This is a genomic window from Flavobacterium sp., from assembly GCF_052437795.1.
In the GTDB taxonomy this organism is placed as follows: Bacteria; Bacteroidota; Bacteroidia; order Flavobacteriales; family Flavobacteriaceae; genus Flavobacterium.
The window spans coordinates 328,321-342,584 of record NZ_JBQVPA010000003.1; the positions used below are offsets into that span (position 1 = coordinate 328,321).

Annotated in this window: 4 protein-coding genes; all 4 read left to right on the forward strand. The window is 42.4% G+C overall.

Features of this window, described 5'->3' with window-relative positions; genetic code table 11:
- Positions 1-91 precede the first annotated feature (91 nt).
- The 4 genes from ACT6R0_RS11750 to ACT6R0_RS11765 all read left to right on the forward strand — a co-directional run bounded on the left by ACT6R0_RS11750 (position 92) and on the right by ACT6R0_RS11765 (position 14,209).
- A complete protein-coding gene (locus tag ACT6R0_RS11750; protein ID WP_444653575.1) occupies positions 92-3,565 on the forward strand; it encodes a T9SS sorting signal type C domain-containing protein in 3,474 nt (1,157 codons plus the stop codon).
- An 860-nt stretch (positions 3,566-4,425) separates the two neighbouring features.
- Positions 4,426-8,154: a T9SS sorting signal type C domain-containing protein gene (locus ACT6R0_RS11755; protein WP_444653576.1), complete on the forward strand. Its 3,729-nt coding sequence runs from the start codon at positions 4,426-4,428 to the stop codon at positions 8,152-8,154.
- A 984-nt stretch (positions 8,155-9,138) separates the two neighbouring features.
- Positions 9,139-10,749: a T9SS type A sorting domain-containing protein gene (locus ACT6R0_RS11760; RefSeq protein ID WP_444653577.1), complete on the forward strand. Its 1,611-nt coding sequence runs from the start codon at positions 9,139-9,141 to the stop codon at positions 10,747-10,749.
- A 16-nt stretch (positions 10,750-10,765) separates the two neighbouring features.
- A complete protein-coding gene (locus tag ACT6R0_RS11765; protein ID WP_444653578.1) occupies positions 10,766-14,209 on the forward strand; it encodes a hypothetical protein in 3,444 nt (1,147 codons plus the stop codon).
- The last annotated feature ends 55 nt before the right edge of the window (positions 14,210-14,264 follow it).

Genomic DNA, 14,264 nt, shown 5'->3' on the forward strand with positions numbered 1-14,264 from the left:
CCTAAATAGGTACATAATTAGCAAATATTAGTTAACATTTTGTTAATATTTAAACTGTAAAGTATATTTGCAGCGACCCAAATATCTGTCTATGAATGCTATAACTACTCGAAGGCAAGGTTTTTATGCTGTTGCCCTATTAACTATTTTTCTACTATTACCTGTTTCCAGGGCAAATGCACAGTGCGACCCCGTTGCCGGAGATCAGACATCCTACGGAGATAACGAATGGATAGGCTATGTCTATTCCAACATTGTACAGGGAGGTCCCGGTATCGCGCCGCCAAACCCTTTTATAGGAACTTACAGCGGTTACATTACCCCGGGTGAAACGTTCAGCGTACACCTGCTGGAAAACCAGCCCCTTGCAGGCCCTGCACTTTGCGGCGACCACTACCAGAATTATTCAGTTAAATTTAAAATGCATATCGATGTGGCCCCGGGTTACTATACCTTCAGGGTTGGTGGTGATGATGGTTACCGCCTGAGCCTTGATGGGGGAGCTACATTTCCAGAAAATATGCAGGCATGGTTTGAGCACGGTGTTATAGAATCGGAAGGTACATATTATATCAATGGCTCTGCCGATCTGGTGATCGATTATTACGAAGGCCCGGGCGAGTCGCATATTATCTTCGATTACTATCCTGCTGAGTGTATGGCTACAGCGCCAACATCGGTATCGAACGCTCAGATCGCGGCCTGTGTGGGCAATACTACGCTCACTGCGCAGGGTGGCACTGTCGGAACAGCATTTTATCAATGGGGTTCAGGGAACGTGGTTGGCGAAAATGTACTTCCCGGCAACGATGTTTCTGTTACAGTATACAATACCGGAACATACTGGGTGCGCAGGGGGATGTATGGCCCATGCCGCTCAAATCCGGATGTGGCAGAATATACCGATGCTTACGTTTTTAACGTAACGGCTACTAATAACGCTCCCGGCGACCAGGTGACCTATGGCATTGGCCAGTGGATGGTATACGCCTACCAGGGCAATAACAGTAATATGCTGTCAAATACATATAAAGGCTATTATACCTTCGACCCACTAACCTTCAATTCTGAAAATAGTTTTGACCAGGCGGGGGAGAACCCTTCGAACGCGCCTACATGGATAGGGTGTAGCTGGCCTGGTGATAATGACTTTTGGTTCGATGCCCGCAGGACAGGTTTTGAGTGCGGTGAATATGTATTCGCAGCCCGCAAATGGGATGACGAAATATGGGTGTATGTAGACATTGATGGCTCCGGCCCTGCAACTGAACAGCAGGTATACCATTACAACGGATGGAGCGCGGGTGTCCAGAATATTGCCCTCGGAACGTTTTACCTTAATGAAAGCAGCACCGTAAGGATCATTCTTCGAGAAGCCGGGGGCGATGCCAATGCATGGATAGACATTACAAAAACATCTTCCGCACCTGTAAGCCTTTCGGGTAACAATGCATTATGCTATGGGCAAAGCACTACGCTTACCGCATCGGGTGCTAATGCAGGGACCGGCGGAGCCTACCAATGGGGTACAGGGACAGTTTCGGATGCTAACGTGATATCAGGTCAAACGGCAGCTACGCTTACCGTATCGCCAACTGCCGATACTACTTATTGGGTTAGGGTAACCTTTCCCGGATATTGCAGCACAACGGTAACACAAGCTACAACACTGGCCGTAACGGTTGACAATACTGTTGCAGGGACGCTTGCTACAAGCAGTGCGACCATTTGTAAAAATACAGGGATCAACAATATAGTGCTTACCGGTTATAGTGGTGCCATACAGAAATGGCAGTCGGCAGATGACGAGGCTTTTACAGTGAACGTCCAGGATCATAACATTAGATTCTCCACACTTACAGCAGCCAATACGGGTACTTTGATAACATCGAGATATTTTCGTGCGCTGGTACAGGACGGCATATGCAGCAACATAGCTACAGAACCGCTGCTTATTACAGTAACGCCTGCTGTCATATATAACGGAGCGTGGAGCGGCAGTTATGATATTACGACAGCGGTTGAAATTGTGGCCGACCTTGATATTACAGAGGACATAGCCGTGTGCTCATGCCTGGTGGCGAATGATGCCGTTGTTACTGTGCCGGAAGGAATTAATTTGACCGTTAAAGGTAAACTTACTGTTGCAGAAGGCTCGGAAGTTGTCTTGGAGAACAAGGGGTCACTTATCCAGATCGATGATATTCAGGACAGTGGAAGTATCAGTGCTGTAAGGAGCAGCTCAAAAATAATGAGGCTGGACTATAGTATATGGTCGGCACCGGTGACGGGCCAACAATTACTTGACTTTTCTCCAGAGACATTACCCAACCGTTTTTATGTTTATAACACGGTTACAGACATATATAATGTTATAGCGCCAACACAGGCTTTCATGCCGGCGACAGGCTATCTGATACGTACGCCGAATACACACCCATCGTCCGTGCCTACGGTACACACAGGTACGTTTACAGGCCAGCCTAACAATGGTACGGTAGCACGCACCCTCAATTACATAGACCCTGCAACAGAAGAAGTAGGGGAGGGTGAGGAGCCACGCTTAGCGAGCTTTAACGCGATAGGCAACCCTTATCCATCGCCCATAAGCGTAAATGATTTTATAGATGCCAACGAAGGGATAATTTCCGGACAGCTGTGGTTTTGGAGGAAGACCAATAATACAGAGGAAAGCTCTTATTGCACGCTTACTAAGTTTGCCTACATTGCCAATTCGGCTCCGGGTGGGACCAATGATTTTGCGGTGAACCCTAATGGGGTGATCAATACGGGCCAGGGCTTTTTTGTCAATGCGCTAACACCTGGCAGCGTGATCTTTACCAACAGCCTGCGCATGGGCAACAGCTCAGACCAGTTTTTGCGCACTGCACAGGATGACTCATCCCGTATGTGGATAAACCTTAAAGGCTCCGGAAGTGCATTTTCGCAAACAGTGATCGGTTACACCAATGAGGCGTCCCTTGGCTATGACAATGGCATTGACGGGAGATCGCTTGCAGGAGGCGGAGTGAGGCTATATTCTATCATTGATGGATACGAGCTGGCCATACAGGGGCGTCCGCAATTTTTTACGCAGGATGTAGTGCCCGTAGGATTCACTGCCAATGAAGCAGGAAGTTTTACCTTTTCTCTTGACCATGCCGACGGAATATTTGAAAGCGACCAGGACATGTACCTGCTCGATGGCTTTACGGGGCTTACACATAACCTGAGGAATGGCGACTATAGCTTTGCTACCGAGGCAGGTACTTTTGACGGGCGATTCGCTATAGTATATGCCGAAGCGCTTGGCAATGGCGATATTGATGCAGGGAACAGAAATGTTATTGCATTTGCACAAGATGCTAAGGTAAATGTCAATGCTCATAAACCAATTGAGGAAGTGCAGTTGTATGACCTGCACGGAAGGCTGCTGTACCAGCATGGCAATATAGCATCAGAGAGCTTTGCAACGCCGTCCCTAAACCTCTCAAAAGGTATAGTGGTCATAAAGATCAAGCTGGATGATAATACAACAGCTACAAAAAAGATAGTATTTGAATAGTGTGTTAAGTTATTTCATACAAAATTAACTTTGAGCCCCTGTTGAGATTGTTTTAATAATTCTACTACAGGGGTTTTTCCTTACATATAATGTATGATAAAATAATCAGTTTTAATTATAATTTAAATAAAACGATATATTGTGTGTATTTAATGTAAAACTAAAATGCTCTGTTGCTTGATGTTAGATTAACAATATCTTTGCCCTCAGATAATACGGGGTATTCAGCCCTATAGTATAAAAGGATTTATGAGGTTGCTCTCATAATGTTTAGTAATTTTTTAGTTGGATGCAATTAAATCCCCTGCCGCCGTGGTTTGGGGATTTTTTATTTCACCTATACTTAATAGGTGTGTCACTGACCATATTTGAATATCCATCTCTGAATGTTAAAATGTGTTAAATTAAACATTTTGTGATAAAAGCATTTATTTGGTCTGTTTGTGTGCAAATACAAGATTATGGGCGTAAATTTTAAGGATAATGTAATCTCATTTCATCAAAATTGTAAAATCTGACATTACTCGAAATTTGTTGTAAGTAAAAACTTATTTAAAACCATAAGAAAACGTTAAAAAATCCATCTAAAATTGCTTGCCTAAAAAAAAATTAAAAAAATTTTTCACCACAAAAACATCGACAAAAGGTAAAATTGCCCGTCGAATGACCAAATTTTAACAACTATAACGTTTTAGCCTGATAGTTTTTCTTTATTTAAAAATAGGAAAATCCAATAATGTGATTTCCTTATAGTTGCATAGATAAGAAGTGTTTTTCCCGTTAAATAAATCTTAAAACGGAGCTTATCTTTGCCTCAGAAAGTTAACAGAAAAATAAGATTGACCCGATAAGTAACAAAAATGAAAACACTACCAATTTACTTAATACTACTATTATTACTTCCCGCACTTGGCTTCAGCCAGACCGATCTGGTTAAATGGACAGGCGTGATCAACAACCAGCCGTCTACCGCCCCTACAGTTGTAGCCAACTATGTAGCAGCAGACGAATTTACCGCAAGCAGCAATGTTAGCCTTAACACCAACTGGCAAGGCTTTGAAACCTCAGGTTGGGGTGACGCTGCAACAGTAGCAGATTACAATAAATATTACCAAATGAGCTTCAGGCCAACTACGGGAGCCTCGATGACGGTAACTAAAATAAGGTTCAAATACCAGGGTGAATACAAAAGGTTTGAAGTGCGCTACTCCAAAAATGCCGATTTCTCGGGATCTGTATCAGTAGGTATTACAAATCCGGCCGTATCTACCAACACTGGTACACAAAAGGACGTTAACGTGAACATTCCTGTGTTGGCCGGAGAGCGCCTTTTTGTAAGGATATATGTATTTGACAGGGTAGGCGGTACTACATGGAGGATACTTCATACTAATGGTAACCACACGCCCCCAACGATCGTGGGTACTGTAACAGCCCCGCAGCCACTATCAGGCACTTATACGATAGGCCAGGCGTTAAGCAACGATTTCAAGACAATATCTGATGCTGCAGCTGCAGTAAACAGCATAGGTGTACAAGGCCCTGTAACGTTCCTTTTGAACGATGCGGTATATAACAATACACTTGGTGAGAACTTCCCGATCACGTTTAACCAGTTCACAGGTACAAGTGCAACGAACACAGTAACCATCCGTCCTAACACAGGTGTTAACGCAAGGATCGACGCTTACAACGCAAATGGTACCGTGCCGGTTCAGGCAGTATTTAAAATGAATGGTGCCGATAACATTATCATCGATGGCAGCAACATAGCAGGCGGTACAGGCAAAAACCTTACTATAGATAACAACGGACAGCTTACTTACACGAACCGCTCTGTGATCTACCTTGTAAGCCCTACAAGCTCTAACGCTCCTGAGAACGTAACGATCAAGAACGCTGTACTTCAGCAAAGTTATACCAACGGGGATAGCTTTTACACAATGGGTGTTTATGTAGGCCAGGATACATCGGCGAACAACAGCCTGAACATTGGTGCTGCGGCTGCTGAAGTGAAGAAACTTACGGTGAGCAATGTAACTTTCCTTAACGTTAAAGAGGGTGTTTATATCCTTGACGGTACAGCGGCATCTTCTGCCCTTCAAAATGTAGTAGTTGAAAAAAGCATCTTTGGCGGTGCGACTACAGAAGAAAGGATCATCACAGCGGTATACATGTCAAACCTTAACGGTTTTACGATCAATAAAAATACGATAACAGGTGTTTACAGGAACCATAACAGCGGTGACCTTGGCTTTGCAGGCATCCAGATCGCAGGCAACAGTACTAACGGTACTATCTCTGCCAACAACCTGTCTCAAATTGAAAAAACAGTTGCAAACGGTGTAGGAATTGCAGGTATCAACCTTTCGTCTACATCTACAAATACTAATATCACTGTAGTAAACAACTTTATACTTGATGTAATAGGCCCGGGCAACGGTGGTGAGAACCAAAATGGCTTTGGTATCGGTATCTTCTCAGGAAAAGGTTACAAACTGTACCATAATACGGTGAAGCTTTCAAAAAGCCAGTACAATAACGCAGGTATATCTTCGGCGCTTTTCATTGAGAACAACGTAGTGAACCTTGACGTGAGGAACAACATGTTCATCAACACACAGCCATCTAACGGCACACGCTTTGCCATCTACGTAGCAACAGCAGGACAGGCAACGTTTGCAACGCTGAATAACAATAACTACTATTCTGTAGATAAAATGGGCTCGATAGGCAGCTTCTACCAGGTAGCTAACATCAAAACGTTCGCCCAGTGGAAAACAGCTACAGGCAAAGACGGCGCTTCGACCACAGTAATGCCAACGTTCGTATCGTCATCTGACCTTCACCTTGCACCATTCGCAGTAGCTAACATGAGCATCAACGCAGGCCAGGCGCTTAACATTGCGAACGACATCGACGGAGATACAAGGAGCCTTACAGCGCCTTATGTAGGAGCTGACGAATTTGGTAGCGCAGGCTGCCAGTACTCTACAACTTACAATGCCGACGGTACATGGTCAAACGGCCTTCCTGACAGCAGCAAAGCAGTTATCATCAACGGTATCTACGCACCAACAACAGATGTTGAAGCATGCTCACTAACAGTAACGGCGACAGGCTCTATAATACTGCCGGTAGGAAAGAACCTTTTCGTAGTAAACCAGATAGACATTGCCCAGGGAGGTGTACTTACAATGAACAGCAACAGCGACCTTGTACAAATGAACAATGTATCTAATACAGGAACGGCTTCTATCAAAAGGAACAGCTCAATGATCAAAAGGCTTGACTACACACTATGGACATCTCCGGTAACAGGCACACAGACACTGCTTCAGTTCTCGCCAATGACGCTTACTAACCGTTTTTACACTTACAATACACACACTAACCTGTACAACCCGGTAGCAAGCCCTTCAACAACAACGTTCGCACTTGCAAAAGGTTACCTTATCCGTACACCGAACGATCACCCGTCAGCCGCTCCCGCAGTATACAACGGTTTGTTCTCGGGAACACCAAACAACGGTACGATCACATTCCCAATGGTGTATGAAGGTGCGTCAAACGGTTACAACGCAGTAGGGAACCCTTACCCGTCACCGATCAACGTAAGTGAGTTCATCGACGCCAACATCAACAACATTGAAGGTACGATATGGTTTTGGAGGAAAACAAATGATTATACAAGATCAAGCTACTCTACACTTACCAAGCTTGCTTACTGTGCCAATGCTGCACCGGGTGGAGAGAATGCTTATGCGGTTGACCCTCATGGAACGCTTAACACAGGACAAGGCTTTATCGTAAAAGCAAAAAGCGCTTCAAACCTTGTGTTCACGAACAAAATGCGTAAGGCTAACAGTTCTGACCAGTTCTTCAGGAACGCAGCACCGGCTTCAACAGAAGAAGAAGTTTCAAGGATATGGGTAAATGTTACTAACGGAGGTGGTGCAGTGTTCACACAAGCTGTAATAGGCTACACGGCCGAAGCTACTCTTGATATTGACAACGGTATAGATGGTGTAAGCTTTAAAGATGGTGATACCAACCTTTACTCTGTAGTTGCTGACCAGTCACTTGCCATCCAGGGACGCCCTGCCTTCACAGCAGAAGATGTAGTGCCAATGGGCTTTAATACAGCAGCAGCAGGAACGTTCGAATTCTCAATAGACCACATGGATGGGATCTTCCTTGGTGAGCAGGCAGTATTCGTGAAAGATAACCTTACCGGTACTACACACAACCTGAAAAATGGCGCTTACAGCTTTACATCTGAAATTGGAACTTTCGATACACGTTTTGAGATAGTATATGCCGAAGAGGCTCTTGGAACTGACAACCCTGTAATTGCACCTTCGCAAGTGGTTATCTTCCAAAATGCAAAACTGGTAACTGTAACATCGCCGGAAGCTATCAAGTCTGTTGTAGTGTACGACCTCCTTGGAAAAGCGATCTACGTGAACAATAATGTGAACGCTCAGGAACTTACAACTACTTCACTTACCGCACAGAACCAGGTAGTGATCGTGAAAGCCACACTTGAAAATGGCCAGGTAGTAAACAAAAAGGTACTTGTTAACTAAGGAACATAAAAATATAAAATTGGTAGTTTTATAAATTGGTTGGTTTGTTTGAAAACCCTTCCGCAGCACGTTTCTGCGGGGGTTTTCTTTTCAAAAGGCCAATTAAGGACCTCGAAAGTCTTTACTGCCTAAATAAAGAATATAATAGGATTGGTTTTATAAATTTGTTGGTTTGGTGAAAACCCCTGCAGCACGTTCTGTAGGGGTTTTCTTTTTTATGGATATGTCCCGTGCTGAAATAGCGATAAATAAAACTTCATCATTTGAGAAGAAACAAATTATGTAAAGCGTACCCAGCGGGATTACAGTATGTCGCTAAAATTGCAGATTGTTCAGGAGATTGAACGCGGTGAACTCTCTACCCATGCTGTCCAAAGGAAATATGGTATCCAAGCGCTCTACCTTTGTAAGCTCGCTCAGAAAATTTGGTAACTTGATTGGGAAACCCAAACTCCATCGCAAATGCCTAAGATACCGGAACAACAAGTTATGGAACTACAGGTCAAAGTTAAACTTTTGGAAAAGTAGGAAGCTTTGCTGGAGTCACACTGCAGAAGTATCGAACTGAAGCCGCTAAAAGAGAAATATATACTTTTTACCGGAGAAAATGTAAGATCTCACTCTATACCTAGTTAACATATACACAGGATAAGAAAAATATTTTTCCGGAAATCGCCAATAAACTTGTAAGTCGCAAAAATAATATTTGTATTCAAAAGCTGAATTGTTATAGGTCTAATTTACATTTTAAAAGCGGAAGATTTTATGGACATAATATATGCATAGATATAACCGGATTTACCTCAATATTTTTAATACCTCCCAACCTTTGAATAGGATAATGCATCATATGATTAACTCAATTAAAGATTGAAATGAATTTTCTGTTTACAGGATCGTGATTTGTATTTTAATTAAAAAAAACTTTTTTATGACAATTTTATAAAATATTTTCACGTTAAAAATTTGCAAAAACCACCAACTATGAATAAAATCTTACTTTACTTTTTGACACTCTTGATCTGTCCTTGCGGGATTTATGCCCAGGATATCCTTTGGGAAAAATCCTATGGAGGAAAGCAGGCCGATTACCTTTTAGATGCACAACCCACTGCCGACTATGGCTTTATCCTTGCTGGCGCATCACTCTCTGTTAAATCCGGAAACAAGACCGAAGACAATCAGGGCGATTTGGACTATTGGATTTGGAAAATGGATGAGGGTGGCGAACTCGACTGGCAGAAAGACCTTGGAGGTACTGGTTCCGACATCCTTTACAGCATCCGCAATACCAATGATGGCGGGTTCATACTGGGAGGGATATCCAACTCGCAACCCGGCATTCACAAAAAAGACTCCTGCCGTGGCAAAGATGATTTTTGGATCATTAAGCTCAATGCCAAAGGTGGTGAGGAATGGCAGCGCACCATTGGCGGCATTGGCCAGGAAATACTCAAAAGTATTGCCCAGACCAAAGATGGCGGATATATCATCGGAGGCTCTTCAGCATCTCCGGTAAGCCCTAAAATACTTAAAGGCTGCACGGATCCATACGGTAAATGGGAAGCCTGCCGTGGCAACATGGATTATTGGGTGGTTAGGCTCAATGAAAAAGGAGAAGTGAAGTGGCAAAGGATATTGGGCGGCAAGTATGCCGATATGCTTGAAAACATAGAGCAAACCAGCGATGGTGGGTTTATTATCGGCGGCCACTCTAATTCGCCCTCCTCACAGGATAAATCTGAACAGGGATATGGCTCGGGCGATTACTGGGTGGTAAAACTCGACAAAGATGGGAATACCGAATGGGAACAAGTCTTTGGCGGTGAGCAGGACGACCATCTTTACATCGTAAAGCAAACTAAGGATGGGGGCTATATACTTGGGGGCAATTCAGCCTCTGCCTCTACGGGCAACAAAAGCAAATCCAACAAAAAAGGTACGGATATCTGGCTCATACGCCTTGATGAAAATGCAGAAATAACATGGCAGGAAACTTATAATACAGGTAAGACTGATGTACTTATGTCGTTGGTAGAGAACAACGACGGTACATTCCTTCTTGGGGGTTATGCTCAAACGGAAATCAATGAGAACCAAAAATCGGACAAAAAAGAGATTAACGATTACATCGCCATAAAGATCGCGGCCGATGGAGAGGAGTTATGGAAAAAAGCAGTGGGAAGTAGTGGCGAGGACATCCTCCGCAAGCTTGTTGAGACCCGCGATGGGGGCTACCTATTGGCCGGGACATCCAAAGGGACTATATCGCGCGATCGTAACAGCGGAAAGGGCAGCAACGACTTTTGGGTAGTGAAGCTAAAAGACAAGGATAAAAAAGAGAAGAAGGAAAAGAGGTCATTCCTTGAGGCGATACCTAATCCAACACAGCAATATACCAACGTGATCGTTGGTTTTGAGTTTGCCACCGGGACAGCAACTGTAGTTGACCTTTCGGGAAGGATGTTGCAGACTTTTTCTGTAAACCAAAGGACTATACCGGTTGACCTTGGAGGGTACTCTGAGGGTATCTACATCATAGAGATAAAAACAAATGCCGGGACCGACTCGGTGAAAGTAATGAAAGGAAAGTAAATAACGAACTAAGACAATGAAAAATTCACATTTTAGATTATTGAATGCTATCATAAAAATATTTGTCCTTTTAGCTTTTTGCAATTTAATGGCTCAAGGAGTGCCTCAACTTCCTGACATGCCTAATGGATTACCAAAAGTACTCCCACCTTCGCCAACGGTTTCAGGGCTGATGAAGTTTGAGGAAGTGCCGGTAGATAATTATGTAGGGATTCCTGATATAACTATCCCGATCTATAATATTGGAACTCATTCTAAGGATGTGTCTGTTAATCTTTCGCTTAAATATCATCCGTCGAGCATAGCAATAGACGAAGATGCAAGCTTTACAGGACTTGGATGGAGCCTTTTTGCCGGAGGAACTATCTCAAGGACGGTACGGGGGCTTCCGGATGACTGGAATGTAAATGCGGGAAGTGGCATGATGGGTATTTATAATTCAAACAACCCTTATTATGAATCCAGGGATATTTTTAACCTGCCTGCAGGAACATGGACAGAGGGGCAGACAGAAACATTTAACAAACTCATTTGGGAAGCGGCAGAACGGGGCACATATGATACGGAACATGATCTTTACCAATATAACTTCATGGGGCATAGCGGAAGATTCTACATTAAGAAAAATGGTAACAGTTATGAAGTAATAAAACTTGATAACGATAACGTTTTGCTAATTTCATATGATCATAGCACAAAAAGATTCTTAATTACAGATGATAAAAATATTACTTTCACTTTTGACATCTTGGAAGAAACAAGCCAAAATAATGGTGATACCACATTTCAATATTTTGGACCTTCATTTATCCATGGGTCAAGTTTTCAATCTGGGGTTAATTATATAAGTGCCTTTCATCTTTCCCGCATAACTGATGCGAATAACAAATGCATAGTGACATTTGATTTTAATGACCCAGAAACAGAACCTATGTCCGAAATTTCTAGGGATGCATCCTCTAGCTACACATATCTTAGAAACTACACCGTAGTAAATGAAATTTTGGACTATTGTGATGATGAGACCGAACTTCAAAAAATTGGGCCAAAATTAGCTACGAGTGTATCTTTTCGAAATACATCCACAAGAAAAATAAAACAGATCAATGTTGAAGGAAAAGTAAAAATACAGTTTATACATACTAATGACCGCACTGATACAGATAACGAAGGCACCTACCGCCTATCGGAGGTCTTAATTAAAAATTGGGCATATCCAAATACTGTTGTAAAGAACTTTACACTTGAATATTTTAATTCAATGATACATATGACCGGTTATCCTGATAAGTCCAGAATGAAATTAAGAAAAGTCATTGAAAGCGATGGGTCAGGCACTCTTCCGCAGTCCTATGAACTGGAGTATGTAGAAGCGGATCATACTATTAGTTATACAAAAGACTATTGGGGTTATCTCAATCATGTTCTTCCTTATATGCCGCCATTTTTGCACAGAAGCACAAATCCAACCGACTGTAAGATAGATGTGCTACAAAAAATGAGGTTACCTTCCGGAGGTGCCATAGTTTTCAATTTTGAGACCAATACTTATTCTTATAGTGGTGCTTTAGCACTGGATAATTTTGATGAGAATATATTTAACTGGGACTATTATGAAGACAATTTCTCTTTTGAGAGTAATGGAGGGAGTTCAGCACCCCAGACTTTACCTTTAATTGGTATGGGGACATGCTATGTTTCGTTCCAGCCGATATCAAATTCGGTAGATGGTAATTATGGGTCATTTTGGCTTGAAGAAAAGCTTCCAAATGGACAGTGGGGAAATCAACGGGGTATAAACTGTATGGATAATACAGGCTGCTACACCCCGGAACTTGAACTGCCGCCAGGGGAATATAGAATCACTTTTCATTGGTTAAACAGCGAAGTTGCAGGTTCCGGATCAATCAAAGCATATATTCGTTACAGGAACACCAATAACTTCCAATACCTTCACGGGGGTGGTGTACGGATCAAAAATATTGGATACTTTACCGATGGCAATGTATCGCGGCAATATTATGACGGACTCATGTTCCAAGGTGACCTCAACCCCGCAAAACAGAAGGACTATGATTACAGGTTTTTTGGTAACGCACTGAAAAGTAGCGGTTCTCTTGTCTTTCCACGCCCTTACTTTGTCGAAAGTGTAGCAAAAGAAATTGAGATAAAAAGAGTCATGAGCGGCATGATATCATATAGGATATTTGAAATATCTGCAGTAAAATATTCAAGTATGAACCGCTTGAATCCGCTAAAAACAAAAGGTAGCGATGTCGGTTATAAAAACGTTAAAGTATCTGAAACCGGCAACGGGCGATCGCAGTTCACATATACATCAGCAATTGACCATCCCGAGTATTACAATGATAGTGCATCACCATATACCGTATCTCAAAATTGGGACTATAAGCGTGGATTACTTGAAATGGAGGATCATTACGGAGAAAATAATAATCGTTTGTCCCTAACTACCTATGGCTATAGTAAAGAAGAAGGCTCTTATGTTTCAGGATTTAAAGTTAACACAATAATTCCTTGCAAATTCATGTATTTTTATAGTAATTTTAACAGTTACTATTCAACCGCATCAGGTTGTCTACAAACCGCAGATCCTACCGGACTTCTTTGTCCCCGACAATGTGGCCTCCCCGCTGATTTTATAGGATATCCTGAAGTAAAAGAAAATTTCGGTTGGGTTAAGCTAACAAGCAAAGAAACTAATGAGTATTTCTATACGAGTGCAAATGCACTTCAAGGCAACATCGTAACTAAAGAAACTTTTGATTACAATCCAACCAACAAACGAATTGCCTGGCACGAGACTGAGACCTATAATTCTAACGGAAATATTGAAAAGATAAGGAATGACTACAGCTATTATGATTGGCCTAACAATAATAATCTATCCAGTATAAATACTATAGAGACCAGGAAAAATGGTGTTTTGATCAGTTCTCAAAAAATGCTTTATTCCAATACCAATCCGGGCAATGTATCCTATCTTCCGGTAACCGTACAAGCTGCCAAAGGAGACTGGCCATTGGAAAACAAGGTGCATTTCGAGAAGTATGATGCTTGGAGTAATCCTTTGCAGGTGAGGCAGGAAAACGGGATACCAATATCTTATATCTGGGGATACAACAAAACCCAGCCTATTGCAATGATCGAAAATGCTACTTACGAGCAGCTGGCGACAGTGTTAGGGACATCGGTTGATAACATACGTGACAATTACAGCGAAGCTGATCTCGAGGCTATAAATGCCCTTCGTACCTCAATGCCTAATATAATGGTGACTACTTATACGTATGACCCGTTAATTGGTGTAAAAAGTATTACGGATCCAAAAGGCTACATAACAAAATATGAGTATGACGAAATGTTGCGCCTCAAAGAAGTAAGAGACCAAGGTAATAAACTACTCTCCGAAAACAAATATCACTACAGGACGCCTTAACAGGTTCAGTACTTAGAGTTCAGGTTTGATCTTCCTGACATACAGACTAACCGAA

What these genes read in the sequence shown, in the direction of transcription:
- ACT6R0_RS11750 (WP_444653575.1), top strand. Translation starts at nt 92, where the DNA reads ATGAATGCTATAACTACTCGAAGGCAAGGTTTTTATGCTGTTGCCCTA.
- ACT6R0_RS11765 (WP_444653578.1), top strand. Translation starts at nt 10,766, where the DNA reads ATGAAAAATTCACATTTTAGATTATTGAATGCTATCATAAAAATATTT.
- ACT6R0_RS11755 (WP_444653576.1), top strand. Translation starts at nt 4,426, where the DNA reads ATGAAAACACTACCAATTTACTTAATACTACTATTATTACTTCCCGCA.
- ACT6R0_RS11760 (WP_444653577.1), top strand. Translation starts at nt 9,139, where the DNA reads ATGAATAAAATCTTACTTTACTTTTTGACACTCTTGATCTGTCCTTGC.